Annotated in this window: 28 protein-coding genes; 23 read left to right on the top strand and 5 right to left on the bottom strand. The window is 65.1% G+C overall.

From position 1 onward, the window contains the following. Position 1 precedes the first annotated feature (1 nt). Together AC07WJ_RS09880 and AC07WJ_RS09875 are read right to left on the bottom strand one after the other, a co-directional pair. Complete coding sequence (locus tag AC07WJ_RS09880) at positions 2 to 514, bottom strand: hypothetical protein (protein WP_494934386.1); 513 nt, start codon at positions 512 to 514, stop codon at positions 2 to 4. A gap of 26 nt (positions 515 to 540) precedes the next feature. Next, positions 541 to 753 carry a hypothetical protein gene (locus tag AC07WJ_RS09875; RefSeq protein ID WP_494934385.1) on the bottom strand — a complete coding sequence of 71 codons (213 nt, stop codon included), beginning with the start codon at positions 751 to 753 and terminating at the stop codon, positions 541 to 543. Between the two features lie 486 nt (positions 754 to 1,239). Between AC07WJ_RS09875 and AC07WJ_RS09870 the strand changes: the two genes are divergently transcribed. After that, positions 1,240 to 1,575, top strand: a complete 336-nt coding sequence (locus AC07WJ_RS09870; RefSeq protein WP_494934384.1) for a hypothetical protein — start codon at positions 1,240 to 1,242, stop codon at positions 1,573 to 1,575. 105 nt (positions 1,576 to 1,680) lie between these two features. Here the strand turns inward: AC07WJ_RS09870 and AC07WJ_RS09865 are convergent, their stop codons facing one another. From AC07WJ_RS09865 to AC07WJ_RS09855, 3 genes are read right to left on the bottom strand one after another with little or no spacing between them, the layout of a single operon-like run. Further along, positions 1,681 to 1,806, bottom strand: a complete 126-nt coding sequence (locus AC07WJ_RS09865; RefSeq protein ID WP_494934383.1) for a hypothetical protein — start codon at positions 1,804 to 1,806, stop codon at positions 1,681 to 1,683. Continuing rightward, complete coding sequence (locus AC07WJ_RS09860) at positions 1,803 to 2,168, bottom strand: hypothetical protein (RefSeq protein ID WP_494934775.1); 366 nt, start codon at positions 2,166 to 2,168, stop codon at positions 1,803 to 1,805. The genes AC07WJ_RS09865 and AC07WJ_RS09860 overlap by 4 nt, the downstream gene beginning before the upstream one ends. Continuing rightward, positions 2,165 to 2,374 (bottom strand): carph-isopro domain-containing protein, encoded by a 210-nt coding sequence (locus AC07WJ_RS09855; RefSeq protein ID WP_494934382.1) that lies wholly within the window; start codon positions 2,372 to 2,374, stop codon positions 2,165 to 2,167. The genes AC07WJ_RS09860 and AC07WJ_RS09855 overlap by 4 nt, the downstream gene beginning before the upstream one ends. A gap of 93 nt (positions 2,375 to 2,467) precedes the next feature. Here AC07WJ_RS09855 and AC07WJ_RS09850 point away from each other — a divergent pair, with 93 nt between their 5' ends. The 22 genes from AC07WJ_RS09850 to AC07WJ_RS09745 all read left to right on the top strand — a co-directional run bounded on the left by AC07WJ_RS09850 (position 2,468) and on the right by AC07WJ_RS09745 (position 13,092). After that, positions 2,468 to 3,049, top strand: a complete 582-nt coding sequence (locus tag AC07WJ_RS09850) for a helix-turn-helix domain-containing protein (protein WP_494934381.1) — start codon at positions 2,468 to 2,470, stop codon at positions 3,047 to 3,049. A gap of 98 nt (positions 3,050 to 3,147) precedes the next feature. Further along, on the top strand, positions 3,148 to 3,408 hold the full coding sequence (locus tag AC07WJ_RS09845; RefSeq protein ID WP_494934380.1) for a hypothetical protein: 261 nt from the start codon (positions 3,148 to 3,150) through the stop codon (positions 3,406 to 3,408). Positions 3,409 to 3,492: 84 nt separating this feature from the next. Continuing rightward, the gene (locus AC07WJ_RS09840) at positions 3,493 to 3,843 is read left to right on the top strand and encodes a hypothetical protein (protein ID WP_494934379.1); all 351 of its coding nucleotides are present in this window, start codon (positions 3,493 to 3,495) and stop codon (positions 3,841 to 3,843) included. Between the two features lie 5 nt (positions 3,844 to 3,848). Further along, positions 3,849 to 4,175 (top strand): hypothetical protein, encoded by a 327-nt coding sequence (locus AC07WJ_RS09835; RefSeq protein WP_494934378.1) that lies wholly within the window; start codon positions 3,849 to 3,851, stop codon positions 4,173 to 4,175. Between the two features lie 3 nt (positions 4,176 to 4,178). Next, positions 4,179 to 4,391: a hypothetical protein gene (locus AC07WJ_RS09830; RefSeq protein WP_494934377.1), complete on the top strand. Its 213-nt coding sequence runs from the start codon at positions 4,179 to 4,181 to the stop codon at positions 4,389 to 4,391. After that, positions 4,391 to 4,804, top strand: coding sequence for a hypothetical protein (locus AC07WJ_RS09825; protein WP_494934376.1), 414 nt, complete (start codon positions 4,391 to 4,393; stop codon positions 4,802 to 4,804). Before AC07WJ_RS09830 ends, AC07WJ_RS09825 begins: the two co-directional genes overlap by 1 nt. Then, the gene (locus AC07WJ_RS09820) at positions 4,801 to 4,956 is read left to right on the top strand and encodes a hypothetical protein (protein ID WP_494934375.1); all 156 of its coding nucleotides are present in this window, start codon (positions 4,801 to 4,803) and stop codon (positions 4,954 to 4,956) included. Before AC07WJ_RS09825 ends, AC07WJ_RS09820 begins: the two co-directional genes overlap by 4 nt. Before the next feature lie 7 nt (positions 4,957 to 4,963). Then, positions 4,964 to 5,410: a hypothetical protein gene (locus AC07WJ_RS09815; RefSeq protein ID WP_494934374.1), complete on the top strand. Its 447-nt coding sequence runs from the start codon at positions 4,964 to 4,966 to the stop codon at positions 5,408 to 5,410. Continuing rightward, positions 5,407 to 5,553 (top strand): hypothetical protein, encoded by a 147-nt coding sequence (locus AC07WJ_RS09810; RefSeq protein ID WP_494934373.1) that lies wholly within the window; start codon positions 5,407 to 5,409, stop codon positions 5,551 to 5,553. Before AC07WJ_RS09815 ends, AC07WJ_RS09810 begins: the two co-directional genes overlap by 4 nt. Continuing rightward, entirely contained in the window at positions 5,550 to 5,831 is a 282-nt protein-coding gene (locus AC07WJ_RS09805; protein ID WP_494934372.1) for a hypothetical protein, read from the top strand. The genes AC07WJ_RS09810 and AC07WJ_RS09805 overlap by 4 nt, the downstream gene beginning before the upstream one ends. Then, the gene (locus tag AC07WJ_RS09800; RefSeq protein WP_494934371.1) at positions 5,828 to 6,067 is read left to right on the top strand and encodes a hypothetical protein; all 240 of its coding nucleotides are present in this window, start codon (positions 5,828 to 5,830) and stop codon (positions 6,065 to 6,067) included. Before AC07WJ_RS09805 ends, AC07WJ_RS09800 begins: the two co-directional genes overlap by 4 nt. A gap of 9 nt (positions 6,068 to 6,076) precedes the next feature. Further along, complete coding sequence (locus tag AC07WJ_RS09795; protein ID WP_494934370.1) at positions 6,077 to 6,337, top strand: hypothetical protein; 261 nt, start codon at positions 6,077 to 6,079, stop codon at positions 6,335 to 6,337. After that, positions 6,334 to 7,194: an ERF family protein gene (locus tag AC07WJ_RS09790; protein WP_494934369.1), complete on the top strand. Its 861-nt coding sequence runs from the start codon at positions 6,334 to 6,336 to the stop codon at positions 7,192 to 7,194. The genes AC07WJ_RS09795 and AC07WJ_RS09790 overlap by 4 nt, the downstream gene beginning before the upstream one ends. Beyond that, positions 7,191 to 7,820 carry a lambda exonuclease family protein gene (locus AC07WJ_RS09785; protein ID WP_494934368.1) on the top strand — a complete coding sequence of 210 codons (630 nt, stop codon included), beginning with the start codon at positions 7,191 to 7,193 and terminating at the stop codon, positions 7,818 to 7,820. The genes AC07WJ_RS09790 and AC07WJ_RS09785 overlap by 4 nt, the downstream gene beginning before the upstream one ends. Continuing rightward, positions 7,817 to 8,215, top strand: coding sequence for a recombination protein NinB (locus AC07WJ_RS09780; RefSeq protein WP_494934367.1), 399 nt, complete (start codon positions 7,817 to 7,819; stop codon positions 8,213 to 8,215). Before AC07WJ_RS09785 ends, AC07WJ_RS09780 begins: the two co-directional genes overlap by 4 nt. Next, complete coding sequence (locus AC07WJ_RS09775; RefSeq protein WP_494934366.1) at positions 8,212 to 8,715, top strand: hypothetical protein; 504 nt, start codon at positions 8,212 to 8,214, stop codon at positions 8,713 to 8,715. The genes AC07WJ_RS09780 and AC07WJ_RS09775 overlap by 4 nt, the downstream gene beginning before the upstream one ends. Continuing rightward, positions 8,715 to 9,053: an HNH endonuclease gene (locus tag AC07WJ_RS09770; protein ID WP_494934764.1), complete on the top strand. Its 339-nt coding sequence runs from the start codon at positions 8,715 to 8,717 to the stop codon at positions 9,051 to 9,053. The genes AC07WJ_RS09775 and AC07WJ_RS09770 overlap by 1 nt, the downstream gene beginning before the upstream one ends. Beyond that, on the top strand, positions 9,050 to 9,247 hold the full coding sequence (locus AC07WJ_RS09765) for a hypothetical protein (RefSeq protein WP_494934365.1): 198 nt from the start codon (positions 9,050 to 9,052) through the stop codon (positions 9,245 to 9,247). The genes AC07WJ_RS09770 and AC07WJ_RS09765 overlap by 4 nt, the downstream gene beginning before the upstream one ends. Beyond that, a complete protein-coding gene (locus AC07WJ_RS09760) occupies positions 9,244 to 9,996 on the top strand; it encodes an exonuclease domain-containing protein (protein WP_494934364.1) in 753 nt (250 codons plus the stop codon). Before AC07WJ_RS09765 ends, AC07WJ_RS09760 begins: the two co-directional genes overlap by 4 nt. Continuing rightward, positions 9,996 to 10,214 (top strand): hypothetical protein, encoded by a 219-nt coding sequence (locus tag AC07WJ_RS09755; protein WP_494934363.1) that lies wholly within the window; start codon positions 9,996 to 9,998, stop codon positions 10,212 to 10,214. Before AC07WJ_RS09760 ends, AC07WJ_RS09755 begins: the two co-directional genes overlap by 1 nt. Further along, positions 10,211 to 10,852, top strand: a complete 642-nt coding sequence (locus AC07WJ_RS09750; protein ID WP_494934362.1) for a hypothetical protein — start codon at positions 10,211 to 10,213, stop codon at positions 10,850 to 10,852. The genes AC07WJ_RS09755 and AC07WJ_RS09750 overlap by 4 nt, the downstream gene beginning before the upstream one ends. Continuing rightward, positions 10,849 to 13,092 carry a DNA cytosine methyltransferase gene (locus AC07WJ_RS09745; protein WP_494934361.1) on the top strand — a complete coding sequence of 748 codons (2,244 nt, stop codon included), beginning with the start codon at positions 10,849 to 10,851 and terminating at the stop codon, positions 13,090 to 13,092. The genes AC07WJ_RS09750 and AC07WJ_RS09745 overlap by 4 nt, the downstream gene beginning before the upstream one ends. The last annotated feature ends 1 nt before the right edge of the window (position 13,093 follow it).

Raw genomic sequence — 13,093 nt, 5'->3', positions numbered from 1 at the left:
GTCAGTTCTTCAGCGAGTAGGATCCGGGGGCTTCGCCCATGGCGGGGAGAGCGGCCTTGGCGAATTCCTCGCCGCTGACGCCCTTCTTCGCGACCGCATCCATCTTCCGGATCGCGTCATCGGCGGTGCCGGTGATCTCCGGGGCGTCGGCGTCGGCCTCATCGTCGGCGTCGCCATCATCACCGCCGTCAGCGGCCGCCTTCTTGGCCATTTCGTCGAGGTCACCGACGTGCTCGGTCGGGAGCAACCCCTCCTCGCGCAGCATGTCGATGTAGAGTGGGATGTTGCGGACGGCGCGGTCGCGCGCGACCTCGTCCTTCATCTTCGCGAGACTGGCCACGACGGCGAATGCCTTCTTGTCGAGGTGACCGTTTTCGACTGCCGCCGCGACCCGCTCGCCGAACGTGCCGGCGATCGACGATGTCCGCTCCTTGACGGTCTTCGATTCCTTGACGAGAGCCGCGAGCTGTTTCTTGCTCACGACCCGCTCGGTCTTTCCAGATGCGTTGGCCATAGGCCTCTCCTCTCCGCTGCTGCAGGTCAGTCGCGCGGCGAGGCGGGCGTCGGCGGGCTATCCGCGGCGTCCGGCTGGCCGATCATTTCCGGGGCGATCCAGAGCGCTGCCCGCTCCAGCCATTGGGCGTTCGTCCGGCCGAGCCAGAGCAGCCCGACCGCGATGGGCTTCCTGACCGGCGCGCTCCAGGTGCGCAGTAAGTCGCGCCATGGTGGCCCGGAGGTTGTCGAGTTCGGCACGGGCGCTCTCCCAGTCGGTAGTCGGTGCGAGACGCGCAGCGCGCGCCCGGAATTCTTCGATGGCCTGGCCCGACCAGCAGCCGGCCTCGCCGTACCAAGCAGCGCGGACGCGCCAGCCCGGGAGCCGAAGCCGCGACACGGCGCGGCGCAGTTGACCCTTGACGGTCTCGCCTGCCGGGATGGGCTCAGCGGCCTTCCTGGCGAGCGTCTGCATCTCGGTGGCGATAGCGGCGCTCATGGCGTCACCTGGCGAACAAACTCGGAACGACGATCTGTCGCGCATTCCCGACGGCTCCCGTGCTGATATCGAAATCAGCACCTGGAGCCCGGACGAAGGGGCGCGGGTGGAAAGCATCGCGGGGCACGTCTTGGCGGACAGGGGCCACGCGATGATTTGGCAGAGACGAATCTTGGCTGCCGGGCCGCTTGTTCAGCGGCCCGGCCCCAGCCAACATCAGCGTTGCAGAACGACCGATGGGGGCTGGAATGGATGACCAAGGAGAATTTCTTCGGCGAATTGCCGAAACCGCAGCCAAACTTCTGATGGAAGTAGAGAGGCTGCGAAGGGATGTGGTTAGACTGGCAAATCGGATTGAAGGCGTGGACGGCGAGCGAACATCGCCGCATTCGGAGTTGAAGGCTCCGACCATCCGCAATTTGAAGGAAGCATTCGACGTGATCAGCGCAAGTCGACGCTCCATCGCGACTTGCGAATACCACTTCAGCGCCACGCGCGGCCATATCGAGGCCATCGCGTCCGACGCCCTGAGCAGAGAAGAGTTCAAGGAATGGCTCAAGTCTTCCACTCCGCGTGGAGGATGATCTGTTCCAGCCATTCGTTGACGTTGCGGGCCGTGCGGTGAACCCGCCATGCCGCGTAGATGCTGCAACCGGCGCTCACGGCGCAGAGAGCGAGGAGCGCGCCTGTCATCGCAGCACCACAAACGCCGCGGCCAGCTCAAACGCCAGCACGACCGAAAACGCGACGGGGAAATGCGCGTCGACCCAGTCGGCGGCGCTCTCGCGCAAGATCAGGAGGCGGCGCGCGATCATGCTGCGCCTCGCTTGACGGAGAGGGTGACATCGCCAACGAATTCGGCAGGCAACAGAAGGACCACGCCAGCATGGCCGACAACCCCGGCGCCGAACTCGTCACGGCTGACACGCTCGCCAAGACGCTCGCGATCATTGTCCTGGTCATCATCGACGAGCTTGTTCCCGATGATGCCCGTCGGGCTGATACCGTTCGTGAGATCGCCACCAGGATCGACGACGCCGCTCGGATGGCCTTGCCCGGTGGCGAGGCCCCCATCCTGGGCGGCGTCGCTGTTCAGCTTTTCTCTATCGAGCCAAGCCTTGACGGGTGATCCGAACAGTGCCGGCTGGCTGACGGGTCTTCCTGACATCAGGCTCATGACGCGACCCGATCAAGTGCCGGGAGGAAATCGTTGGCGCTGAAATCCAACCCACGGCGCCTGGCTTCGTCGATCAGCACCGGCCAATGTTTCGCCGGGATCGCATCCCGCATCCACGAATGAACGCGGGTCCGATGAACGCCTGTCATGGTCGCGACCTTGGAGGGTCCGCCGAGGGCTCTGACGATTTCGGTCGGCTGTTTCATCCTCCCGAGTGTAGCGATATTCGCTACGATTTCAAGTCCACTGTAGCGAAACGAGAAACAGACGCAATCTCAATATGTTGCGATGATCGCTACATGTTCGAGGAGTGGGCAAAGCAAGCAATCGACCAGAGCGAACTGTCGCAGGCGGAAATCTCCCGCCGGCTGACGGAGGCGCTTGGCCGATCCATCGACAGGGCCGCTATCAACAAGGTCTATAAAGGAACTCGAAAGCTTGCCGCTGATGAAATGATTGAACTGTCCAAGCTTTCAGGCTTGGATGTGCCAGATCAAGAGGGCGTGCGGACTGTCCCGGTTGTTGGGTATGTTTCGGCCGGAGCAGTTGCCCACTATTTGGATCCCGGGGGGGAGTTAGAGCGCGTGCCAGCCCCCGACGGGTCTACCAAAGACACGGTATCGGTCGAGATTCGCGGCGATAGCCTGGGATCGATATTTGACCAGTGGCTGGTATTCTATGACGAGATCCGATCGCCGGTAACCCCCGATCTCATAGGGCGGCTTTGTGTTCTCGAACTCGTTGATGGCCGGATGCTGGTGAAAAAAATCCAGCGCAGCCGGACGCCCAGCCTCTACCACCTCCTGTCGAACACCGAAGACCCGATCCTTGACGCCGAGGTCGTGTGGGCGGCCAAGGTAAAGAACATGGTGCCGAAATGAATGGGCGTCTCCGGGCTTGTTCCTCGATAGTGATTGGCTCGTCCCTGCTCTTTGGGTGCGTGGGGCAGCGATCGTCTGATGAGCGCCACAATAGTCAGGTGCAGTTGATCCAGACCGGGCGGGCCCACTACGACGCGTGTATTACGCGGGCGGTTGCGCCGGTGATCTGCACGCAGTCGGCCGACGCCTGGGCCGAATCGGGCATCGCGAGTTGCGCATCAGAGCTGCAAACCGCCACGGCCGCGTTCATGCTTACTGATGCGAGCTACGACGCCAAGCGGCTGGCGCCTATCCTCATGAGGTCGCGGGCCAAGTCGCTGCTGCTGGCCGCACATCAGACGACGTGCGGCAGTCGCTGAATTGACGTAGCGATGATCGCTACATAACGATTGACATCGTAGCGATTAGCGCTACAGTTCCTCATCAACTCGATGAGGGACACGATGTCTCGGACCGGAAGCCTTCAGCCCACGACCACCCTGCAGAACCTGCGCGACGCGCTGGCGACGACGCGGGCGCCGACCTTCTCGCAGCGCCCTGACAGCGCCGAGTGGGAGAACTACGGCGACCATGTCCGCGAGGTCTCCCGCCTGATGGCGGAATGGGTCGAGGCGACGGCCAACACCATCAACCACCACGGCTCCGGCCATCAGATCGCGTCGCGGTTCGTCCGTGAGGTCGCCTTCGAATGGCTGACCGACGAGACCCTGTCGGCGATCAAGGATCATGCCTCTGACGCGCGCGATGCTGGCCGGGGCAAAAGCCCGCGCCCGCTCGCCATCGCCGCCGAGTGATCGCCATGCTGTCTAACCTTGAGCAAGCCGAGCGCCTTTTTGATTTGGCCAAGCAGCTCCGCGATGAGCACCGCAAATATGCGCGAATTCAGGAGCGATACCCGCAAGACGGCACGCCGAAGCAGCACCAGAAGGCCAATAACGATCTAAATTGGCAGGCCTTCCACATTGCCCGGATCGAAACGGCGGTCCATGCGGCAGCCGTCGACGCTGGCATGGCCGATCTCCGCGATGTGGCCCACTACGCAACCCGTTCAGTCAAGCTGACCGGCTTTCACGAGTACCAGCTTGTTCCGGCACGCCCGGCTGCTCTCGCCCGGTCGGAGGCCTGACCGATGGCCCATTTCACCCGCGACATCGACGACGACGTGCGCCGCGATGCCACCGCCCAGCACCCGGCGTTCCAGCCCCTCCACCCGTGCCAGTGCGGCAGCGACCTGCCCGGCACGTGCCCCGGCCCGCAGTGGTGCCCCTACAGCGATTACGCCGAGCCCGAGGAAGACGAGGGCTCCTATGAGGATCGCTACGAGCGGTCGGGAGAACTGTGATGGCCGACCAGATCAACGACGGCGGCCCGGCGGCTCCGCAGATGACGCGGGACCCGTGGGGCAACTATCACCAGACCGGCGGCATGAGCCTGCGCGACTGGTTCGCCGGGCAGGCGCTGGCGGGGTTCTGTTCAGCCCACGATGCCAGCGGGACGTGGTCATCCAATCCAGAGGCGGCGGCGGTGAATGCCTACATGCACGCTGACGCGATGCTGGCCGCGCGCTCGCGCCCCGACATCAACATTCACGCCGATCTGGTGAAAGCGCTCCAGATCGCGGTGACGTACGTCGAAACCACCTTCGCGCGCTGCGAAAGCCGGCGGCAAGACGGGGCGAAATTGCCCGCCGACCACCCGGTGCGGGTCGATCTCGCGACCATTCAGGCCGCCCTTCGCAAGGCGACCTCGCCATGACCTCCAGCCTCGCCGACCGGGTCAAGCTTCAGGCCCGGCTTATCACGCGGGCATGGGGGCCGGACAGCCTTCCGCCAACACCCCGAACCATGGGCCGAACCGCCGCGCCGCACCCGGCCGCGCGCGAAGACAAGGAGCGCAGCGATGATTGAGCGCGCCATGACGATCACCGACGAAGCCGTTGAAGCCGGTGCCCGCGGTGCATTCGCAGCGGTGTTCGCCCCCGATGCGCGGCCGTCCCGCCAGCGCAAGGCGCCGATGACCGTCGAGGAGGCGCGGGCCCTCGCCCTGCAACAGGCTCGCATGGTGCTGGAGGCGGCGGCACCGCTGCTACGCCAGCCTCGGCGCGCGGCGCACCCACCGGTCGAGCGCGTGCTTTTCGCCGAGGACAATCTCCCGGTGTCGCGCAAATCCCTGCGCTGGCTTGCCGATGCCGCGCTCGTCAACGGCGCCGACTGGAACGATGCCCCCGGCGTGTTCCGGCGCCTGAAGAAACGGGCGCTAGTCGATGAGGTCCACTGGACGATCGACAATGCTGCGACCGTGCGCGCCGTCGCCACCGCCGCCGGCCGCGCGCTGCTCGCCATGCTGGAGCGTCGGACATGACCCCGGCCGAACGCCTCGCCGAACTGCGCGCGGCCCTGCACCGCGTCGACACCGAAATCGCAACCGCCGCCAATTCCTGCGTCCAGAGCGATCTCCTCGCCGTGCGCGCCGGGCTGGTCGAGGAAATCCGGAGGATGGCATGAGCACGATCACCGACGAGCAGTTCGAATGGATCGAAGCCAACCGGCTGCCGCGCGACCGCTGGCTGGGCGATTCCAACGCCAAGCCGATGATCGACGAGCTGATGGACCTCGGCGTCATGCAGCCGGCCTCCGGCGAGTTCGGACCGCTCCGCAACACGGGCAAGACGATGCACCTGTTCGGCACCGACGTGCCGATCGCGCAAATGACCAGCCTCTACATGCTGACGCACTTCGGGCGCGCCGTGCTGGCGAAGCGCGCCGAGGCGGTGCCCTCGTGAACCCACTGCCGACCAAGACCTTCTGGATGGTCGCCGGCCTCGGCATGGGGGCACCGACGCACCAACACCCCTCCCGTGGCGCAGCCGAGACCGAGGCCCGACGCCTCGCGCGGAAGTTCCCCGGCACGACGTTCGTCGTCCTGGAAGCCGTCGGCGCCGTCTGCAAGCGCGAGTTCGACACCGTCACGCTGCGCGCCGGCCCCAGCGACACCGATGACGACGAAATTCCGTTCTGAGGGCTCGCCATGACCACCCGCGACATCCCGTGCCCGTTCTGCAACCGCAAATTCTTCAATGCCCTGGGCCGGTTCAGCCACGCGCAGAAGGTCCATCAAGGCGTCAGCCTGAAGGCGATTGTCCCCGACGAGATCAAAACTCGGGTCAAGAAACTCGTGGAGCGAGGCCGCGTCTCGGCGCGCGAACCTTCCATCGCCGAGCAGTTCATCGACGCGCAGATCAACGGGTTCGACGAGAGCACCGACTGGATGAGGAGCATGCTGCCATGAACGAGCCCGACACCACATTCAAACCCTTGGCCGACAGCGTTCATCGCGTCGTCGACACCGTCGCCACCATGCGTTCACAGGACATGGCCGAAAAGCAGACGCTGGCCGTGCGTGACCCGGCGCCGTCGATGCCTGCGGTCACGACGCCGATGGACATGCTCAACCGCGCCGTGGCGCAGGGCGCCGGCCTCGACGTCGTGAAGGGTCTGATGGACCTCTATGAACGCTGGGAGGCCGGCCTGGCCCGCAAGGCATTCGATGCTGCCGTCAGCGCGGCCAAGGGTGAGATCCCGACGATCACGAAAAACCGTGTCGTGGATTTTACCTCGCAGAAGGGACGCACGAATTACCGGCACGAGGACTTCGCCGAAATCGCCAGCACCGTCGATCCGGTGCTGTTCAGGCACGGCCTGTCCTATCGCCATCGGGCGACGCAGGACGGCAACAAGCTGAAGGTCACCTGCATTCTCTCCCACCGGGACGGCTGCTCGGAGGAGACGTCGCTTGAGGCGGCGGAAGACCACACCGGCAACAAGAACGGCCTCCAGGCCATAGCGTCGGCCGCCACCTATCTCCAGCGCTACACGCTGAAGCTCGCCCTTGGCCTGGCCATCTCGAATGACGACGACGCCAATTCGACGACAGTCGTCGACAACGTCACCGACGAGCAGGTCATCGAGTTGCAGGACCTGATGATCCAGACCGGAATTGAACCGGCCCGGCTGCTGCAGCGCATCGGCGTCGAGTTCCTGCGGGATGTGCCGGCTCGCCGCTTTGCCGAGGTCAAGCGCAAGCTTCTCGATACCGTCGCCCACGCCGAACAGCGTCGTCGCGCCGGGGAAAAGGCAGCGCAATGACCTGCACTTTCCTCGACGTCGTTCAGGGCTCGCCGGAATGGGCCGCTGCTCGGCTGGGCATCCCGACTGCTTCGGAGTTCGACGTCATCATGGCGCCGGGGCGCACCAAGGCCGTCCGCTCGGCGCGGCGAACCTATCTCTACAAGCTGGCCGGGGAAATCCTGACCGGTTACCCGGCCGACACCGGCCGCAACGGTCATATGGACCGCGGCAACGTGATGGAGAGCGACGCCCGCGCCCATTACGAGATGGTGTCGGGCGAGGATGTCGTCCAGGTCGGGTTTGCCCGCAACGCTATCGCCGGCGCCAGCCCTGACGGCCTCGTCGGCAGCCGCGGGCTTGTCGAGTTCAAGACCAAGCTGCCCCATCTCCTGATCGGCCTGATCATGGATGACGAGTTCCCTGAGGAGCACCGGGCCCAGTGCCAGGGTAACCTCTGGGTCACCGAGCGGGAATGGGTCGACATCTGCGTCTATTGGCCCGGTATTCCGGTGTTCATCAAGCGCGAGCACCGGGACGAGGAATACATCTCCCGCATGGCCGAAGCGACGGCCGAGTTCGTCGCTGAATTGGCCGAGATCGTGGCCATCGTCCGTGGCGACCTCCCCCGGAGGGCCGCCGCATGAGCCGCGCCCTCATTGTTCTCGACGGCCAGATGGAACGGCAGCGGGCTACGAATTGGATCGCGAAGGCGCCGGTCGGAACCCGTGTCGAATTCAAGGCCCCGAAGCGGACCATGCCGCAGAACGATCGGATGTGGGCGATGCTCACCGACGTCGCGCAGCAGGTCACGCACATGGGCATCCGGTACACGCCGGACCAGTGGAAGATCCTGTTCATGCACGCCTGCGGCCGGGAGGTTCAATTCCTGCCTGGCCTGGACGAGAAGACGTTTATTCCGTGGGGCCAGTCGTCTTCAGATCTGTCCAAGCAGGAGATGACGGACCTTATCGAGTTCATCGCCTGCTGGGGTGCGCAACACGGCGTCGTCTTTCACGACCCGAAGGAATTGGCGGCATGATGGACACCGAAATGAAACGGATGAAAGCCGTGTGGCGCGCGATGCGAGCGCGCTGCTCAAATCCGAAAAACCCCGCGTTCCGGGACTATGGAGACCGCGGCATCCGTGTCTGCGAGGCATGGCTCGACTTCGATTGCTTCTTCCGCGACATGGGCCCCGCCCCGAAGGGGGCCTTGCTGGAGCGCGTCGACAATGACGCGGGTTATTCGAAGGCGAATTGCGCCTGGGTTAGCCGCCGCGTCCAGAACCTGAACAAGAGGAGCAACGTGCTCCTCACGATCGACGGAGAGACCAACGCCCTTTGTGTTTGGGCCGAACGCTTCGGGATCAAATACGCCACCGCTCATCAGAGGATAACGAAATATGGCTGGTCACCAGAGGAGGCCCTGAAAACCCCACTCGTGACGAAGCGCAAGGGCATCCCGCGCGGCCAGAAGATCCATTCGTGGGGCGCCGAGCACGGCGTGACGTTCCACGAACCCGCAGCGAGGGCTTCGTGATGCGCCGCGAATTCCCCGCCAAGGTGAAGGTGGCCGCGTTCGAGCGCGCCGGCGGCCATTGTGAGAACTGCACGGCTCGCCTGTCGGCCGGCCGGATCGCCTATGACCACGTCATACCCGACGCGCTCGGCGGCGAGCCCGTGCTGGGGAACTGCGAGGTGCTTTGCACCCCATGCCATGGCGCCAAGACCGCCACGGGCGACGCCCCGCGCATCGCGAAAGCCAAGCGACAGCGTGCCGGCCATATCGGCGCCCGTGCGCGCTCGCGCCGGCCCATGCCCGGCTCCAAGCGCTCGAAATGGAAGCTGAAGCTCGACGGATCGGTGGTGCTCCGATGACCGCGCCCATGCCCAGGCTTGACCTTCACCTTCATCAGACGACCGGGCGCGCGATCCTGGTCAGCCGCGATGGCGATGCCGACCGAAGCGTCTGGCTCGCCACCCAATACATCACCGTCACGCCGGCCGACGGCAAGCGCGTGCTCGTCGACTGCCCCGAATGGCTCGCGAAAGAGAGAGGCCTCCTGAAATGACCATCATCCGCGTCACGGATTTGGAGACGACTGGTTTCACTCCCCCCGCAGCCGTCTGCGATATCGGCTGGGTCGATATCGTGTCGACCAAGACGGATCTGGCCGGAGATCCTTGTGAATGGCTGGTTGGCGCGACCGGTGGCGCCCTGGTCAACCCAGGCCATCCGATTCCGCCAGAGACCTCGGCCATCCATCACATTGTCGACGCCGACGTTGTTGAAGCGATGGGCTGGGGGGCGGCGCTGTCCTTGCTGACGAGCGATGCCGCTTGCGACGTCTTCGCAGCCCACAATGCGAAATTCGAGCGGCAATGGATCTCGGATGATGTCGTCGGCGGTCGCCCGTGGATCTGCACCTATAAATGTGCGCTGCGTCTATGGCCCGATGCTCCGGCCCACAGCAACCAGGCGCTGCGATATTGGCGCGGGCTCGACGTTGACCGGAAGCTCGCCGACTTCGCGCATCGAGCCGGGCCCGATGCCTATGTCACGGCCCATTTGCTCTGCGACATGCTTGCCCAACCTGGCGTCACCGTCGCGCAACTCGTCGAATGGTCCTCTGAACCAGCCCTGCTCGCGAAATGCCATATGGGATCGTGGCGCGGGCGGCGATGGGCAGAGATCGACGAGATCGGCTTCCTGACCTGGATCCTGAATCGGGATTTCGACGAGGACGTGATGCACACGGCCAAGTTCTATCGCGACAAGCTTCGTGCTGCGGAGCAGGTCGACGACGGGATGCCGTTCTGATGCCCGACCGCGCCACCTGCGAAACCTGCCGGTTCTGGGACACCGCGATTGAGGTCCCGGACATCGAGCCCGGCGCGGTCGGGCTGTGCCGCCGCAACCCGCCCGGTTTCGACGACCGCACCGAAATCGCCGTCTGGCCGCTGACCCAGGACACCGACTGGTGCGGCGAGCACCGGCAGCAGCCCGTCACCCGTCTTGACCAGGGAGCGATGCAGTGACCGACCGCGCCATTCGACAGAACCAGCACGAGGTCCGCGCCCTGCTTGCCGGCACGCGGACCCAGATGCGGCGGGTGATCAAGCCGCGGTGCCATTGCAGCCTGTTCGATGGCACGTGGACGGACAGCTACGTGCTCGACCCCGGCAACCAGTCGTGGCGGGAACGAGACTTGTCGTTCGCGGTCGGTGATCGCCTGTGGGTCAAAGAGACGTGGGGCTACGACTGGTTCGATGATGGCAATAGCCGTGCGTGGAAGAAGATCGTCTACCGCGCAGACGACGGCTCGTCTCCTTCGGACAACGGCGATCCTGCGCCCTGGCGCCCCTCCATCCACATGCCGCGCTGGGCGTCGCGCCTGACGCTGACCGCCACGGACGTGCGGGTCCAGCGGCTGGCCGACATCAGCGAAGAGGATGCGCTCGCCGAGGGCGTCAAGCGCATCGCGACGATCGGCGGGACGGGCTGGCAGGACTATTCGACGCCGGACGGGGTTGGATTCGGGAGCGCGCGTCTCAGCTTTCGATCGCTTTGGAACCACATCAACGGCCCCGACGCGTGGACGGCAAACCCCTTCGTCATGGCCGTGAGCTTTTCGGTCCAGCGCGGCAACATCGACAGCCTGGCGAGGGCGGCATGAGGGACCAGATCGGTGCGACCGATTCCTTCGAGGCTGAGGACGAAATCTCGATCGACAGCTTCGCCGGCGGCGGCGGGACGTCGGAGGGGATTAAGGAGGCGACCGGCCGAGATCCGGACATCGCGATCAACCACGATCGCTATGCCCTGGCCATGCACCGGATCAATCATCCCGGCACGTTGCACCTGGTCGAGGACGTGGTGCTGGTCGACGCGATCAGCATGTGCGGCGGCCGCCCGATCGGCTTCATCTGGATGTCGCCGGATTGCAAGGACCACAGCAAGGCTAAGGGCGGCCAGCCGCGCGACAAGAACATTCGCGGCCTCGCCTGGGCGTGCTTCAGCTGGGTGAAGAAACTGCCGAAGTGGCAGCGCCCGCGCATCGTCTTCCTGGAGAACGTCGAAGAATTCGAGGATTGGGGGCCGCTGCTGGAAAACGGCAAGCGATGCCCGGTTCACAAGGGCGCCATCTTCAAGGAATTCGTTCGCGCATGGCAGGCGCTCGGCGCCGTCGTCGAATGGCGCCGGCGGCGCGCGTGGAAATCCGGCGCCGCCACGATCCGCAACCGGCTCTACATGGTCATCCGATTCGACGGGGAGCCGATCGTCTGGCCGGAACCGACCCACGGCAACCCCAATGACCCGGCCGACGCCATCCGGATCGCCAATGGCGAGTTGAAGGTCTGGCGCACGGCGGCCGATATCATCGATTTCAGCATTCCGTGCCCGTCGATCTTCGACACCTCTGCGGAGATCAAGGCGAAACTCGGCATTCGCGCGAACCGGCCGCTGGCAGAGAACACCATGGCGCGCGTGGCGAAGGGGACGATGCGTTACGTCGTCAATTCGGCCAAGCCATACCTCGTCAAGGTCAACCACACCGGCCGAGACGAGCCTCGCGATCGGGGGCTAGACGCTCCGCTGCCGGCGATGACCGGCAAACGCGATGATGCACTGGTCACGCCGTTCGTGACGAAATTTCAATCGGGATCGACCGGACACCCGCTTGATGAGCCAGTTCACACGATCACGGCGCACTCCAGCGAGACGCACGGCGGCGGCGCCGCGCCCATGGGTATTGTCGCGCCATATCTGGTTCGGACCGCTCACGGGGCCGTTGACGCCAACGGGAAGAAGCGTGGCAGCGGCGAGCACACGGCCGAAGAACCTCTGCCCACCGTCTTGGCGACGAACGATTCGGCGGTAGTGGCCCCGGTGCTGGTCAACGTCGCCAATGGACAGACCACCGGCCGGAGCCCCAACACCTGGCCGATCGACGAGCCCACGCGCACGATCACGGGGGCAGGCGGTCAAGCCGTGGTTGCGCCCATCCTGGTCGGGTGCGGCGGTCGCGCGGCGCAGAGCGAACCGCGACCTGGCGATGAGCCGATTCTGACGCAGACCGCCAAGGCCGATCTCTGCGTCGTGTCGCCGTTCCTTGTTCCGCGATATGGCGAGCGGGCCGGCCAGGAGCCGCGCACCCGCCCGGTTGATGAGCCGGCACCAGTCATCGTCCCGACCGGAAACGAAGGCAGCCTCGCGGCCGTGCACCTCCAGCGTCAATTTGGAGCGTCGGTCGGCTCCGATGTTGAGGAGCCGGCCGGCACGGTCACCGCCGGAGGGGCCGGGAAGACAGCGGTCGTCGCCGCCTTCCTGGCGCAGCACAATTACATGGAGCCCGGCCACGCGGCCGATGAGCCGGTGTCGACCATCATCGGCAAGGGCTGCACGCAAGGTGTGGTCGTGGCCCACATGCTGAACATGCGCGGATCGGACCGCCGCGACGCGCCGGCCGACGAACCCCTGCGGACCATTTCGTCGGAAGGCAACCACGCGGCGACGGTCTATGCGTTCCTGGCGAAATACTTCGGCACCGGCTTGCCGTCGCAGCCGGTGGACGAGCCGCTGCATACGGTATCGACCAAGCCCCGGCACGGCCTGGTGACGGTCACCGTCGACGGCACGGTCTATGCAATCGTCGATATCGGGATGCGGATGCTGACCCCTCGCGAGCGCTTCAACGCCCAGGGCTTCCGGCCGGATTACATCATCGACCGGGGCATCCTGGAGGATGGATCGACAATTCGGTTCACCCTCGAGCAGCAGGGCTACATGTGCGGCAATAGCGTCTGCCCCAGCGAGGCCAAGGCGCTGGTCGGCGCCAACTACACCCCGCGCAAGCGCAAGCGCCCGGGCCGCCGGCCGGCCGAGATGCCCCTTTTCCTTGAGGCTGCCGAATGAG

The organism is Phreatobacter sp. GW821-FHT04C01 (genome assembly GCF_059420385.1).
The sequence above is the reverse complement of the archived record's forward strand: the minus strand, read 5'-3'. Positions and strand labels throughout refer to the sequence as shown.